Origin of the sequence: Microbacterium sp. JB110, assembly GCF_003335195.1 — a bacterium.
In the GTDB taxonomy this organism is placed as follows: domain Bacteria; phylum Actinomycetota; class Actinomycetes; order Actinomycetales; family Microbacteriaceae; genus Microbacterium.
The window spans coordinates 27,121-41,021 of sequence record NZ_QPGM01000001.1; the positions used below are offsets into that span (position 1 = coordinate 27,121).

At 67.9% G+C, this 13,901-nt stretch carries 12 protein-coding genes; 5 read left to right on the forward strand and 7 right to left on the reverse strand.

Translation table 11 applies throughout. From position 1 onward, the window contains the following. Positions 1-253: 253 nt before the first annotated feature. Positions 254-1,156 (reverse strand): NAD(P)-dependent alcohol dehydrogenase, encoded by a 903-nt coding sequence (locus CIK77_RS00150; protein ID WP_087055683.1) that lies wholly within the window; start codon positions 1,154-1,156, stop codon positions 254-256. Between the two features lie 93 nt (positions 1,157-1,249). On the opposite strand from CIK77_RS00150, the gene CIK77_RS00155 reads away from it, so the two are divergent. The 3 genes from CIK77_RS00155 (at position 1,250) to bla (ending at position 3,447) form a co-directional block, all read left to right on the forward strand. Further along, positions 1,250-1,816 (forward strand): TetR/AcrR family transcriptional regulator, encoded by a 567-nt coding sequence (locus CIK77_RS00155; protein WP_170934192.1) that lies wholly within the window; start codon positions 1,250-1,252, stop codon positions 1,814-1,816. Positions 1,817-1,998: 182 nt separating this feature from the next. Further along, the gene (locus CIK77_RS00160) at positions 1,999-2,412 is read left to right on the forward strand and encodes a nitroreductase/quinone reductase family protein (RefSeq protein ID WP_087055681.1); all 414 of its coding nucleotides are present in this window, start codon (positions 1,999-2,001) and stop codon (positions 2,410-2,412) included. A 102-nt stretch (positions 2,413-2,514) separates the two neighbouring features. Beyond that, positions 2,515-3,447 carry a class A beta-lactamase gene (gene bla, locus CIK77_RS00165; protein WP_087055680.1) on the forward strand — a complete coding sequence of 311 codons (933 nt, stop codon included), beginning with the start codon at positions 2,515-2,517 and terminating at the stop codon, positions 3,445-3,447. A gap of 66 nt (positions 3,448-3,513) precedes the next feature. On the opposite strand, the gene ilvD is transcribed toward bla, so the two are convergent. Beyond that, positions 3,514-5,253 carry a dihydroxy-acid dehydratase gene (gene ilvD / locus CIK77_RS00170; protein WP_087055679.1) on the reverse strand — a complete coding sequence of 580 codons (1,740 nt, stop codon included), beginning with the start codon at positions 5,251-5,253 and terminating at the stop codon, positions 3,514-3,516. A 424-nt stretch (positions 5,254-5,677) separates the two neighbouring features. Between ilvD and CIK77_RS00175 the strand changes: the two genes are divergently transcribed. Together CIK77_RS00175 and CIK77_RS18235 are read left to right on the forward strand one after the other, a co-directional pair. Next, a complete protein-coding gene (locus CIK77_RS00175) occupies positions 5,678-7,477 on the forward strand; it encodes a BCCT family transporter (RefSeq protein ID WP_087055768.1) in 1,800 nt (599 codons plus the stop codon). Between the two features lie 307 nt (positions 7,478-7,784). Beyond that, positions 7,785-10,556, forward strand: coding sequence for a helix-turn-helix transcriptional regulator (locus tag CIK77_RS18235; protein WP_087055678.1), 2,772 nt, complete (start codon positions 7,785-7,787; stop codon positions 10,554-10,556). A gap of 52 nt (positions 10,557-10,608) precedes the next feature. Here CIK77_RS18235 and CIK77_RS00185 read toward each other — a convergent pair whose 3' ends face one another. From CIK77_RS00185 to CIK77_RS00205, 5 genes are all read right to left on the reverse strand, one after another. Then, on the reverse strand, positions 10,609-11,280 hold the full coding sequence (locus CIK77_RS00185; RefSeq protein WP_087055677.1) for a hypothetical protein: 672 nt from the start codon (positions 11,278-11,280) through the stop codon (positions 10,609-10,611). Further along, positions 11,277-11,993, reverse strand: coding sequence for a hypothetical protein (locus tag CIK77_RS00190; protein ID WP_087055676.1), 717 nt, complete (start codon positions 11,991-11,993; stop codon positions 11,277-11,279). The genes CIK77_RS00185 and CIK77_RS00190 overlap by 4 nt, the downstream gene beginning before the upstream one ends. Continuing rightward, entirely contained in the window at positions 11,990-12,586 is a 597-nt protein-coding gene (locus CIK77_RS00195) for a hypothetical protein (protein ID WP_087055675.1), read from the reverse strand. Before CIK77_RS00195 ends, CIK77_RS00190 begins: the two co-directional genes overlap by 4 nt. 1 nt (position 12,587) lies before the next feature. Continuing rightward, complete coding sequence (locus CIK77_RS00200) at positions 12,588-13,199, reverse strand: signal peptidase I (protein WP_087055674.1); 612 nt, start codon at positions 13,197-13,199, stop codon at positions 12,588-12,590. A 65-nt stretch (positions 13,200-13,264) separates the two neighbouring features. Next, entirely contained in the window at positions 13,265-13,885 is a 621-nt protein-coding gene (locus CIK77_RS00205; RefSeq protein ID WP_170934191.1) for an alternate-type signal peptide domain-containing protein, read from the reverse strand. Positions 13,886-13,901 lie beyond the last annotated feature (16 nt).

The window sequence follows — 13,901 nt, forward strand, 5'->3', positions numbered from 1 at the left end:
CCGACTGAGGAAATGAAGCCTCGAGACTGTGGGTCTCGAGGCTTCATTCGTTCCGTTCGTATGTCCGTGCTCCCACGTAGCGTCCAGGCACGAGTGCACCGTACGTCCTCTGGCGCCGATCTCGACGCGGCAGCTCGGTTCGATGGGCACAGTGCTTCCGCCAGGCGCTGGCTCAACCTGCTTCGCGGCTTTTAGCGTGGAGGTCGAGGACGACCTTCCCTCTGACGCCGCCGCGTTCGAGCCGGGCGTGCGCCTAGCCGATCCGGCTCAGAGGGTACACCTCGTCGACGATCGGACGCAGATCCCCTCGCTCGGCGGTGTCGGCGAGCTCGGCGAACAGCTCCCGTCGGGGATGGCCGAAGAACAATCGGACGCGACGCGAGCCGTGGACGCCCGAGAGGAGGATGTAGCCGAGGCTGCGCGCGATCCGGTCGATGTCGAAGGCGATCGTGACCATGCGTCCACCAGGCGCCAGCCGTCGCCGGAACGCTCGGAGGTCTGTGCCCCGAGTGTCGAAGATGACGTCGAACCTGCCCAGTTCGTCCGCGGGCGTGTGGTAATCGATGACCTCGTCCGCGCCCAGTCCTCGTACGAAGTCGAAGGTGGCCGGACTTGCGAGCGCAGTGACGTGCACGCCGAGCATTCTGCCGATCTGCACGCCCACCGCGCCCACGCCGCCGGCGGCTCCGCGCACGAGCAGGCGCTCCCCTGGCTGCAGTCGAACAGTCTCCCGCAGGGCCACGAGAGACGTGTTGCCGCCGGAGAGGAGCGACGCAGCCTCGACGGAGGTGAGCGATGGCGGCGCGATCGAGACGTTCGCTGCGGGTGCGAGCACGTACTCGGCGGCGGCGCCACGACTGCCGCGTTCGTCCACGGCACCCCAGACGCGGTCGCCGATCGCGAGATCGGTGACGCCCGCTCCGACCTCGGTGATCTCGCCGACCAAGTCGATGCCGACGCGCTGCGGGAACTTCCTGCCGGTGAGCAGCCGCAGCTTCCCCTGGCGCGCGATGACTTCGCCGCCGTTGACAGAGGAAGCCTCGACCCGAACCAGCACGTCGGTCGGTCCGGGCTCCGGACGGTCGACGCGCGCCACGCGCAGCACTTCGGGTGCGCCGTATCCGTCGAACATCGCCGCCAGCGTCATCTTGCCCATGGTGCTTAGGCTATGGAGCAGAACGGGCGCCGCTGGCCGCATCGGGTCGAAGCGAGACAGACCGGTTCGACGATCTCTCGGATTGGGAAGACGATGACCGGACGGTCGAACCGCAAGGATGCCACGCGCAACCGGACGGGGATTCTGGACGCCGCTCGTCAGGCCATCGCCGAGCACGGTGCGGACGTGCCGGTCTCGACGATCGCGCGGATCGCCGGTCTGGGAACCGCGACGCTCTACCGCCACTTCCCGACCCGGGAGGATCTGCTGGCGGCGACGTTCGGCGAGCAGATCCGGCACCGCATCGCCATCCTCGACGACACGGTATCGGACGCCGATCCGTGGCGCGGGTTCATCCGCTCACTCGAAGCGGTCGTGATGCTCGAGATCGAGAGTCCGGGCCTCGCGCAGGCGATAGCGGATCGCCGAAGCTCGATTCCGATCTACGAACAGTTCCGCACCCGCGCGATGGCGGATCTCGGCACCCTCGCCCGACGGCTCCGGGAGGATGGGACCGTTCGACCGGACTTCGGTCCTGACGACATCGTGCTCATCCTGGTCGCACTCGGCGCCGTGAGCATCGCCGCACGAGAAGGCACCGCTCTCCCGCAGGCGCGGCGTCTCATCTCCCACCTGACCGACGGCGTGAGAATCCGCTGACGTCGGCGACGCTTTCTGTGCCGCGTCTCGGTCAGTTCGTCGAGTGCAGGGCGGCTCGTGCGCCGCCCTGCACGGACACCTCCATCGTCATGACGTGAGCGTGATCAGACCTCACACGGCCGCGACCCCTGCAGGAGAGCCCGGCGGCCCACCACCACCGGCACCGGTGGCAGGATGAACCCGTGGCGGACTGGAACCAGAGCATCATCGACGAGTTCCGTGCGAACGAAGGCACGGTGCAGACCATGGGATTCGGGCGCGGCCTCGTGCTGCTGCACCACCTCGGAGCGAAGAGCGCAACGAAGCGCGTGAGTCCTCTCGCGGCCATGCGCCCCGAGAAGGGGGTGTGGCTGATCGCCGCTTCCAAGGGCGGCGCTCCGGAGCACCCGGCCTGGTTCCACAACCTCATCGCCCATCCCGAGGTCGAGATCGAGGACCCGGATGAGGGCACGGTGCGCGTCACCGCCGAGGTGCTCACCGGCGAGGAGCGCGACAGCGCGTGGCGCCGGTTCGAAGCGTTCAGCGACGGCTTCGCCGCGTACCAGCGCAAGACGAGCCGCGTCATCCCCGTGGTCGCACTGCGCCGCGCGAGCTGAACCGCGGTCGTGCGCAGCGCGTGCCGAAGATCCCTCGGACGTCGCGGCGGGCGCACCGTTCATCGCCGAACTGAGCTGGTCTCGAAGGAAAGGCACGAACTCATGCGCTCTCGAACTCGCCTTCTCCTGCTCGTGTCGGCCGTCGCACTTCCGTTTCTCGCAGGCTGCGGCGCATCCGTCCCTGACGCTCCGGCACCGACGTCGAGTCCGTCTCAGGAGAGCGCGCCGCCACAGGTGATCGTGGTCGATGAGGAGCTCGCGCCGATCGAGGAGGAGTTCCACGCCCGTGTGGGTGTGAGCGTGCTCGACACCGGAACCGGTGCGACGATCGACTACCGGTCGGAGGAGCGCTTCGGCTTCGCCTCCACTCTCAAGGTCTTCGCCGTCGCCGAGATGCTCCGCCAGGTGGCGCCTGAACAGCGCGACGAACTCGTCACCTGGACCGAGGAGACCGTGGCAGACGCCGGATACTCGCCGATCACGGCTGAGCACGTGGCGGACGGGCTCACGCTGGCGCAGCTCGCCGAGGCCGCCCTGCGCGACAGCGACAACGCGGCGACGAACCTCATCCTCGACCGCATCGGGGGTGTCGAGGGAATGCAGGCAGGGTTAAAGCGCCTCGGCGACAGCACCACCGATGTGTCGGACGTCGAACCCGAGCTCAACGAGGTTGTTCCCGGGGACACGGGCAACACGACCACTCCCGCTGCCTTCACCGCGGATCTGTCCGCACTGCTGCGGCCGGAGCATCTCGAACCGGCCGATCGCGCCACGCTGCTCGAGTGGATGAGCGGGAACGCCACAGGAGACGCACTCATCCGTGCCGGGGCGCCGGCGGACTGGGCCGTGGCGGACAAGTCCGGCGGCGCAGGCGCGATGCGAAACGACATCGCCGTCGTCACTGCCCCTGGACGTGATCCGATCATCGTGACGATCCTGACGGAGAAGAACGACCCGGATGCCGCCTACGAGGACGAGATCGTCGCACGCGTCGCCGAAGTGGTGCTTGCCGCCTCGAACGGTGACCGTTCGTGAGATGACGTCGGACGAGCTCAGGAAGGGCACGTGCGACGGGCTCGTGCCCGCCCGGGCGGTGCGGCGTCAGCCGCAGACGGCGCCGACGGACGCCGACTGCACGAGCTTGCGGTACTTCGCCAGCACGCCCCTGGTGTAGCGCGGTGGCAGCGGCTCCCAGCCCTCGGCGCGAGCGACGAGTTCGGCTTCGTCGACCTGCAGGTCGAGGGTCCGATTCTCCACGTCGACACGGATGATGTCTCCGTCGCGGACGAAGGCGATGGGCCCGCCGTCGACGGCTTCCGGCGCCACGTGCCCGATGCACAGGCCCGTCGTGCCGCCGGAGAAGCGTCCATCGGTGAGCAGCAGCACGTCGGCACCGAGGCCTGCGCCCTTGATGGCGCCCGTGATGGCCAGCATCTCGCGCATGCCCGGCCCGCCCTTGGGACCTTCGTACCGGATGACGATGACGTCGCCGGCGTTGATCTCGCCGTCCAGCACGGCGGCCATGGCCGGCTGCTCCTGATCGAACACGCGGGCGGTGCCCTCGAAGACCGCCGAGTCGAAGCCGGCGGTCTTGACGACGGCGCCGCCTGGAGCGAGCGAACCGTGCAGGATCGTGATTCCACCGGTGGGGTGGATCGGGTTGTTCACAGCGTGCAGGATCTTGCCGTCGGGATCCGGCGGGCGGACGTCCGCCAGGTTCTCGGCGACGGTCTTCCCGGTGACGGTGAGGCAGTCGCCGTGCAGCAGTCCGGCATCCAGCAGCGCCTTCATCACGACCGGCACCCCGCCGATCTTGAACACGTCGTTCATCACATACCGGCCGAACGGCTTGAGGTCGCCCAGATGCGGCACCTTGTTGCCGATTCGGTCGAAGTCGGCCAGCTGCAGGTCGACCTCGGCTTCGTGGGCGATCGCCATCAGGTGCAGGACAGCGTTGGTGGAGCCGCCGAACGCCATCACAACGGCGATGGCGTTCTCGAAGGCTTCCTTCGTCATGATGTCGCGGGCCGTGTGACCGCGGCGGAGCATTCCGACAACCGCCTTGCCCGATTCGACGGCGAACTCGTCGCGGGCCTTGTGGATCGCCGGCGGGGCGGCTGAGCCCGGCAGCGACATGCCCATGGCCTCGGCGGCGGAGGCCATGGTGTTGGCCGTGTACATGCCGCCGCAGGCGCCTTCGCCAGGGCAGATGGCCTTCTCGATGCTGGTCAGGTCCTCCATCGACATGCGGCCGGCGCGGCAGGCGCCGACGGCCTCGAAGGCGTCGATGATGGTGACTTCGCGCTCGGTGCCGTCGGACATCTTGGCGTATCCGGGCATGATCGAGCCGTTGTACAGGAACACGTTCGCCAGGTCGAGCCTGGCGGCCGCCATCAGCATGCCGGGGATCGACTTGTCACAGCCGGCCAGCAGCACGGAACCGTCCATGCGCTCGGCGCTCATCACGGTCTCCACGGAGTCGGTGATCACCTCGCGTGAGACCAGTGAGAAGTGCATGCCCTCGTGCCCCATCGAGATGCCGTCGGACACAGAGATCGTGCCGAACTGCAACGGGTAGCCGCTCGCCTCATGCACGCCCTCCTTGACGCCCTGGGCAAGACGGTCCAGCGACAGGTTGCACGGCGTGATCTCGTTCCACGACGAGCCGACGCCGATCTGCGGCTTGTCCCAGTCGTCGTCGCCCATGCCGACGGCTCGGAGCATCCCGCGCGCCGCGGTCCGCTCGATCCCGTCCGTGACGTCGCGCGAGCGCGGTTTGATGTCGGGCACGCCGCTGGTGCTGGTCGTCGAGTCTGCCGGAGCACCTTTACTCTCACTCATGTCCACGAGTCTAGGGCGGCATGGGGAGCAGCGCGGAACGGTGATTGTTTCGGTCAGAGAGCGCGCTTCCCCGCAGCGGATCACGGGGCCGGAGACGCGCTGACCCGGCACGCCGCCGCCCCCTCTACTACACTGACGCGAGTGCCTTTTCGGGATCGTGCGCTCGCGCAGCGGATTCGAACAGGCTCAAGCGTCGACGCGAGACGCGCCGGCAGCCGCATGTTATGTTGCGGCTGAACGCCCGGTCGCACTTGCCGCGCCCGTACCGGGGCGTGGTACTGCGCCCGGTCGCCCAACGACGAGAGGAAGCAGTGTGAGTTCCGCAACGGGGGAGAACGACAGTACGGACGAGTACGGCGACGAACTCGCCACGCACGTCAATCCGATCAGCGGTGCGGAGTTCGAAGAGAACCCGGCCATCGATATGGTGCCGAAAGAGCACTACATCGCCGAAGAGGACACCGACGACGAGATCACCGAGAAGCTCAGACGGCAGGGCGTGAAGATCGGCAAGGGGCTCATCGCGCCGCGCGTGTTCTGGCCGTCGATCATCGTGATCGTCGCCGTCACGGTCGTCGCCATCGTCTGGCCACAGGGATCAGCCGACGTGTTCAGCGCGGTCCAGGGCTGGATCGTCGCAGACCTGAGCTGGTTCTACATGCTCGTGGTCGGCGCGTTCATCGTGTTCGCCGTCGTCATCGCCCTCTCGAAGTACGGCAGCATCAAGCTCGGCCGTGAGCAGGACAAACCGGAGTTCAGCGTGATGTCGTGGTTCACGATGCTGTTCTCCGCCGGAATGGGGATCGGGCTGATCTTCTACGGCGTCGGCGAGCCGGTCAAGTTCGCCACGGTCGACCCGAAGCCCGGTGTCGATATGACCGGCCCCGAGGGGGCGCCCCTGGCGATGGCGCAGACCTTCATGCACTGGGGGCTGCACCCGTGGGCGATCTACGCCGTGATCGGTCTCGCGCTCGCGTTCGCGATCCACCGCCGCGGCCGGCCCGTCTCCATCCGGTGGGCGCTCGAGCCGCTCTTCGGCGAGCGGGTGAAGGGCTGGGTCGGCGACGTCATCGACGTGCTGGCCATCTTCGGCACGGTCTTCGGAGTCGCCACCTCGCTCGGACTCGGCGTGCAGCAGATCGCGACGGGCATGCGGGAAGTCGGCATCATCGGCGGCTTCGACACCACACTGCTGGTCATCCTCATCGTCGTGATCACCTTCCTCGCGACGTTCTCCGTGGTCAGCGGTGTCGGCGCGGGCATCAAATGGCTGTCGAACATCAACATCTCGCTCGCGGGCATCCTTCTCGTGACGATGCTGGTGCTCGGCCCGACGCTGTTCATCTTCGATACCTTCGTGCAGTCGCTCGGCGCGTACTTCGCGAACATCATGCAGATGACCGTCGACGTCGGAGCCTTCCAGGGTGACGAGGCGATCGACTGGCTCGCCGGCAACACGATCTTCTACTGGGGTTGGTGGATCGCCTGGGCGCCCTTCGTCGGCGTCTTCATCGCGCGCATCTCGCGCGGACGCACCGTGCGCCAGTTCATCGCGGGTGTTCTGCTCGTGCCGACCGTCGTCGGATTCATCTGGTTCGCTGTGATGGGCGGCTCCGGCCTGTTCCGCGAATTCTTCGGTGCCGAGGGTGACAGCCTGGTCGACGCGGAATCCGGCGAGGTGGAGCCGGAAGGCTCGCTGTTCGCCGTGCTCGGCGATCTGCCACTCGGTCAGATCCTCTCGGTCATGACGATCATCATCGTGGCGCTGTTCTTCATCACCTCGTCGGACTCCGGATCGCTCGTGGTCGACATGCTCGCTTCCGGCGGGCACCCGAACCCGCCGGTGTGGTCGCGTGTGCTGTGGGCGTTCCTGGAGGGTGCGCTCGCGATCGCGCTGATGATCGCCGGCGGGCTCTCGACCCTGCAGACCGGGTCGCTGATCACCGCGGTGCCGTTCAGTATCATCCTGATCCTGATGTGCATCGCCACCGTCAGAGCGTTCCGCTACGAGTACGTGCAGCAGCAGCACATCGAGAGCGTCGAGCGTCTCGAGCGCATCTCCGAGCACCTCACCGAGGAGATCGGACAGTCGCTGACCGACGATCCCGCCGTGCGCGAGTACGTCGATGACCGGATCGACTACCGGTTGTCCCGCACTCGAGGCCTCCGGCGGCCGGGCACGGGGGAGAAGCCGGCGCAGCCGCGCCCCCGCGGCGAACGGTAGGCGTCACAGCACGCGAGAACGGCCCGCGGATCCCTCAGGGGTCCGCGGGCCGTTCTCGTCGAGGCTGACGGTCAGCCATGGGATGTGCAACTCGCAGACCGTCGATGTCGCTTCGCGATCTTTTGAGGTGCCCGGGGAGAAGTGGACAAATTCTCCGAAAGGCCTGGTATACGGGTTCCGGTGTGAGTAACGTGGGGACTCGGAGTCGTCCCCGATCCCGGAGCGCAGCGCGGTTCACCAGCGGTGAGTGCCGACGAGGTCCACGGTGTCGAGGCGGACGCTCCCTTCCCGACGAAGGACGTGAGCCGTGACCGACAGCCCTGCACGCATTCGGCGCGAGCGCGCCGCGGAGATGGCCGCACGCGCGGTAGAACACAGTGGGATGCTCCTGCTCGTCAGCGGTGCGCCGGGCATGGGGAAGACGCATCTCCTGCGCGATCTCGGTGCTCGCCTGTCCGAGAGCAAGCGCGTCCACTACGTCGCCGCCGACGAGTTCGAGCAGACCATCCCATATGCGTTCGCGGAGCGACTCCTCAGCAGCGGAATCACCGAGGACTCGACGATCGCAGCCAGCGCCCAGACGCTCGAGGTTGCGAGAAGGCTGATCGACGGGCTGGTGGGCGCGCCGCGCGGGGAGGTGCGCACACTGCTCATCGACGACGCACAGTGGATCGACCACGACTCGGCCAAGGTGCTTCGCTTCGTGATTCCCCGAGTGGCGCGGCGCGGAGTCTTCCTCACGGTCGCCACACGGAGCATCGGTGAGCGGGAGACTCTCGGCGGATATCTGCAGGAGTACGCCGGGGCGAGCACTGTGCACCAGCATGTGCGGCTCGAGCCGCTCACTGCTGACGACATCCGGGCACTTGCGCTGGAACGATTCGGCGCAGGCATCTCCCAGCGCACCGCCCGAATGCTGCGCGAAGCCTCTGGAGGCTCCTTCCTCGGGATCGAGGCGCTGTTCACGGGGGTGACGCAGTCGGAGATCCGTGACCTGCACCTCACCTGGAACCTGCCGATCCGACGGGCGTCCCTCCCGGAGAGCCCCTTCCTCGCGGGTTTCGCGACGCTGTCGCCAGCCGGCCGACTCGCCGTCGAAGTGGCGAGCGTCGCCTCGCACGAAATCTCGCCGCGCGTGCTCACACTCGTCGGCGAGGAACTCGGCGAGCCGATCGACGCCGACGAGGCCATCGCAGCGGGCGCGCTCACCGAATCAGGCTTCGGCACAACCGTCGCCACGGCGCACGCGCTGGTCGCCAGCGCCGTACGCGATGTGATGAGCGCGGAGCGTGCCAGGCGCGTGAACAGGGCTCTCGCGGAGGTCACGGACGGGTACGCGTCGATCACGCACGCACTGCGCGGTTCGAACGAGTGGAGTCCGGACCTGGAGCGCAGGGTCGACGAGTACGTGCGCAGCACGCTCGCGCAGGGCCATCTCGACGCGACCTACGAGATCCTCAGAGCGAGCATCGCAATTGCGACCGGCGCCGCGCGTGAACGGCTGATCACCGATCTCGGGCTGCTGAATCTGCGGCACAAGACAGGGTTCGCCGTGCTCGACCTGTTCGACGACATCGCGGCGCTGCCGCCGAGCGCCGTGCGGGACTGCCTCGTGATCGTGCTGCTGATGTACCGCTTCGAGCAGGAGGCCGCGCAGGCGAAGCTGCAGGAGCTGCTGATGCGTCCAGCCGAAGACCCTGAGACCGCCACAGTCCAGGCCTTCCTCGGCTTTATCGCGATGATCATGGTGATGCGCAGCCCCGATCCTGCCATTCCGACTGAACTCGCCGCTCTCTGTCGAGGTCTGTGGGCGAACGCCCCGGAGGATCCGTCAGCGCTGTCCGATCAGCGCTTGGCATGGATGGTCGGGCCGCGTGCCTACGAGGCCGTGATGGACGGCTACGGCATCGTCGCGCTCCACCTCGACTATCGGAACTCGGAAGTCGAGCAGGTGCTCCCGACGCTGGTCGAGCGCGCGTTCGCACTGCCGGACACCGATCTGAAGATCGACGCCCTCGTGCCGCTCGCGGGCGCGGCCGTCGCGATCGGCGACGTACGTCTCGCGCACACGATCGCCGAGACGGGGGTCGGCATTCTCGAGAAGGTGACGACGCCGCCGTGGGCATCCGGCAGCATCCGGTTCATGCGGGCACACACACTCATGCTGCTCGGTCGAGTTCCGGAGGCCGCGACGATCACGGATCTCGCGCGTGAGCTCTCCTACGACTTCATCGATGTCGAGACCCGGATGACGTTCGCGGCGCTGCACGCGTGGATCCAGGTGGTGATGGGCCGCGATGGCGGTGCCGCTCCGCTCGAAGAGGCGAGGCGACTCGGCGAACTGGGCTGGGAAGTGTACGCCAGCGACATCGTCACGGTCGTGGAGTGCGAGGCGGCGCGCGCGGCGGGGGACGGCCACGGGGTGCTCGCGGCGACGTCGGAGGACCGCGTGAGCCGGTACCGCAATACGCAGCGAGGATTCCTCACCTACCGCGCGCACGCGCTGATCGACCTCGGTCGCACTGATGAGGCCGCAGAACTGGTCGACCGCCTCGCAGAACAGCGGGGCACGACGTGGCAGGAGACAACGGGAACGCTGGCTTGGCTGCAAGCGCGTCTGGCCGAGGCCCGGAGCGACGCGGATGTGGCCGACAGGCTGTATCGGGAGGCCGCCGAGCAGAGCGAGGAGCTCTCCCCGTTGGTGCTCGCCCTCACGCTGGCGGACCTGGGAGAGTTTCGGCACGCGCAGGGCGATCACGCCGCAGCGGAGGACGCCCTCCGTCGTGCCGTCGGCCTGCTGGAAGCCATCGAGGCGCACGCGTACCTGCCGTCGGCCTCGGATCGGCTGATGCGCGTGACGGATCGCGACCGCAGAGAGCGAGAACGGCTCATCGAGGCGCTCACGGCACGGGAGCGCGAGGTGGCACGTCATCTCATCGAGGGCAGCTCGAACGCTCAGATCGCCGAGACGCTGTTCATCTCGCAGGCGACGGCACGCTTCCACGTGTCCAACGTGCTGCGCAAACTCGGGCTCGCCAGGCGGGCCGAGGTCGCGAGCGTCCTCTCCGACGGGCTCTGATTCATCACGAGGCCGGCACCGCTGGGGGACGGCGCCGACCTCGTGATGCGCGTCAGCGGCGCTGTCGTGCGTCGCGGCGGAATCTGCTGAGCGCGAGGCCGAGGGGGATGAGCGCGGCTCCCACGATCGCGAGCCACAGTGCGGGTGCGCCGCCCGTGACGGCGAGCCCGTCGCCGTCGTCGGCGGCGGGCGTCTCGCCCGCGAGAGCGAGCGTCACATCGAATGCCGCGGACCGGGCTCCGACCTCCGAGGAGTTCCCCGAGGTCGCCTCCGCGGGGAAGTCGTAGCCGATCGTGATCGTTGCGATCTCGCCGCGCGCCAGTTCCAGCTCCTCGATCGTCGTCTCGTCGTCGGCGGCGAGATCGGCCAATGAGGCGCTGCCGTCCGGCCATTCGATCGTGACGTCGTCGTAGAACGTGTCAGGAGTGCCGCCGGCTGTCTCGAGCAGCTCCACGTCGGTGATGGTCGCTGTGAAGGTTCCCGCGCTCGGCCCGTCGTTGCGCACGGTGAGAGTGCGCTCCGCGCGGTCCCCGGGAACCGTGACCGGCATTCCGAGGAAGCTCTCGGTGGTCTGTGCGGCGAAGCTCTCGCCGTCCCACGACAGATCGATCGCCTCATCCGGCGCTGCCGCAGCGGGCGAGGCTGTCAGCGCGGCGAGCCCGACAGTGAAGGCGGTGCACACCATCACCCCTGCGGCGCGGCGCTTCGTGACTCGTGCATTCATGGCGTCACCTCTCCGGGACGGAAGGTCTGATAGCGGAACTCGATCTCGTGGTCGTCCTCGTCGGCGGCGTCGATCGCGGAGGTCACATCGGCGTTCCAGCTGTCGGAATCGGTCACCTCGGTCTGAGAGTCGTCTCTGGCGGTCACGGTTGCCGTGTTGTCGTACGCTCCTTCGCCTGGAAGCCCGTCCAGCGTCGCGACGACGCACCAGAACTCCGTCACGGGCGTTTCGGTGTCGGAGTAGTCAGCGCTCACCGGAGTCGACGAGAGATCGGCCGGTGTCGGCACGGCCGACGCGACGGTGCACGCGGCTTCGGACTCGACGGGGAAGACGGAGACGTCGGCCGCGCCGAAGACGCCGCTGTCCCAGTCAGGGAGGACGAGCTCGTAGCGCAGGCCCTTGTTGCCCTGGCTGATCGAATCGGTCTGCAGCGCGAGTGCGATCTCCTCATCGTCGACCAGCGTCTGCGCTTCGTCCGCGCCGACCGTGACGACGGCGGCTCCGCCCACTGCGGGCTGCGTCGAATCTGCGGGACCGGCGGCGAAGTACTCGTAGCCGCTGGAGATCTCTCCTGTGATGGTGACGGCGTCGTTCCACAGCGCGAGGGACGCGCCGCCGGCGCCGAGGGCGACGCCCGTGAGAACGGCCGTACCGATCACAGCGGTGTGCCGGACCGCACGGACGTGTCCGGATGAGTCAGGTCGAGCGGTCATTCGAATCCCCCTCCGGTGCGGATCTGTCTGAGTGCGACGGCGAACTCGCCGAGGTCAGCGGTCTGCACGGCGCTGTCTGGCCCGAAGCGGTCCTCGAGGCCGGTGAAGTCGAGTTCGATCAAGAGCGTGTACGCTTCGTCACCCGATGCGAGCTCGATCGCATCGAGCTCGTCTGTGTCCTGTCCGAGAGGCACGTCAGCGGAAACCGGTGCTCCGGCGTCGTCGAGCAGGGTGTACACGCCGGTGACGCCCGCTGGCAGATCCGGCTGCTCGGTCCACGCCACGTCGATCGCCGCACGCATGTTGTCGCCTTCCAGCGTCACCACCACGTCGTACTCGGCGGTGACGGTGTCGCCCTGGCGCACAAGGAACTCGCCGGGATCGATCACGTGCGGCGTCGCGGGGACGTCCACAGAGGTCTCGGTCCATGCAGCTCCCTCCTGCTCTGCGTCGAGGTCGCCTGCGGTGATCGTCGCGCCATCGAGACCGGATGATCCGTTCCAGAGCGCGAGGGTGCCTCCGCCCGCGGCGGCACCGATCGCCAGCCCGGCCGCGGCGAGGACGGGCAGTCGCCATCTGCTCAGTGTGCGCACGTCATTCTCCTTGTATGGGCGGCGTGCTCGCGGTGTGCGAGGACTGCCGCGTTCGTCGCCTCGTGATGACCGCTGATCCGGTCGCATAGATTCCGCAGCCGAGCAGGGCGATGCCGGCGAAGGCGAGCAGCCCCGAACGGTTCTCGCCGACGGCAGCGGCGAGGTGTCCGATGTAGGGGACGTCGTAGATGACTTCGCCCATCACCTGGCCGTCCACGATCGGGTCGTCGTCTGCGCCGTTCGCGTCGCCCCTGGTGATGTACTCGACGCCGCCTGGCAGCTCGCGGACGGCCACGACTCGGTGTGTGATCAGGGTGGGGTCGTCCGACACCGGCTGGTAGGTGACGACATCGCCGATCTCGTAGCGGTCTTGGGGGACGGAGACGACCATGTCGCCTGGCGAGTAGGTCGGTTCCATCGAACCGGTCAGCACCGTCAGCGCCGCACCGCCCATCAGACGCGGGACGACCGCGAGGGCGATCGCCAGCGCGAGCACTGCGAGCAGAGCCACGGTGAGGGCGCTGTTCGTCGCTGAGCGCCAGAACGACGGCGCACGGCGGGGCCGTACAACGGCGCTCGGTGCGTCGCGCACAGCCACGGCTTCAGCGCTCATACGTCCTCCGGAAGGTGTCGGCCGTGTGTGGGGCGGGGCGCCTGCGCCCCGCCCCACAGCGCGGATCAGTTGAATCCGTTGCCCGAGCGGACCTGCTCGAGCTGGACTCCGGCTTCTGCGAGAGCGGCCTGGGTCTGCACGAGGTCCTGGTCGCTGACGTTCTCGTCGAACGTGACGGTCACGGTGAGGACGAAGTCGGCGGTGCCGTCGGTCGTTGCGGGAACGGACGAAACCGTGCCGGGGTTGGAGTTGTCGGCAGAGACGAGCTCGACTTCGAGCCCGTCGGCCGTTCCCGAGCTGGTCGCGACCTCGTTGTCGGCGCCGTCGACGACGGCGTACTCGACGGTCAGGCCGTCGGCGAGATCGCCTGCGAGACCGCCGCCGGCGAGCGAAAGAGCGGCGAGCATGTTGTCGCCCTCGAGCCCCACGTCGAAGCCGAAGCTGCCGACGATGGTGTCACCGGGGATGATCTTGAACGAGGTCAGATCGATGTCGTGCGGGTTGTCGGTGCGGTCGTCCGACGCGTCGACCCATGCCGACTCGAGCACGGCGACGTCGAGGTTTCCGGAGGCGATCGTGCCGCCGTCGACGGTGGCGCTGTCGCTCCACAGTGCGTAGGTGGCGCCGCTGAGCAGCAGGGCGGCACCTGCGGCACCGGCGACGATTCCGGTGAGCTTCTTGTTCATGTCTGTCTCCTTGTGA

Coding starts and splice junctions, on each gene's coding strand:
- CIK77_RS00150 (WP_087055683.1), bottom strand. CDS start 1,156: ATGGGCAAGATGACGCTGGCGGCGATGTTCGACGGATACGGCGCACCC.
- CIK77_RS00155 (WP_170934192.1), top strand. CDS start 1,250: ATGACCGGACGGTCGAACCGCAAGGATGCCACGCGCAACCGGACGGGG.
- bla (WP_087055680.1), top strand. CDS start 2,515: ATGCGCTCTCGAACTCGCCTTCTCCTGCTCGTGTCGGCCGTCGCACTT.
- ilvD (WP_087055679.1), bottom strand. CDS start 5,253: ATGAGTGAGAGTAAAGGTGCTCCGGCAGACTCGACGACCAGCACCAGC.
- CIK77_RS00175 (WP_087055768.1), top strand. CDS start 5,678: ATGGTGCCGAAAGAGCACTACATCGCCGAAGAGGACACCGACGACGAG.
- CIK77_RS00185 (WP_087055677.1), bottom strand. CDS start 11,280: ATGAATGCACGAGTCACGAAGCGCCGCGCCGCAGGGGTGATGGTGTGC.
- CIK77_RS00190 (WP_087055676.1), bottom strand. CDS start 11,993: ATGACCGCTCGACCTGACTCATCCGGACACGTCCGTGCGGTCCGGCAC.
- CIK77_RS00200 (WP_087055674.1), bottom strand. CDS start 13,199: ATGAGCGCTGAAGCCGTGGCTGTGCGCGACGCACCGAGCGCCGTTGTA.
- CIK77_RS00205 (WP_170934191.1), bottom strand. CDS start 13,885: ATGAACAAGAAGCTCACCGGAATCGTCGCCGGTGCCGCAGGTGCCGCC.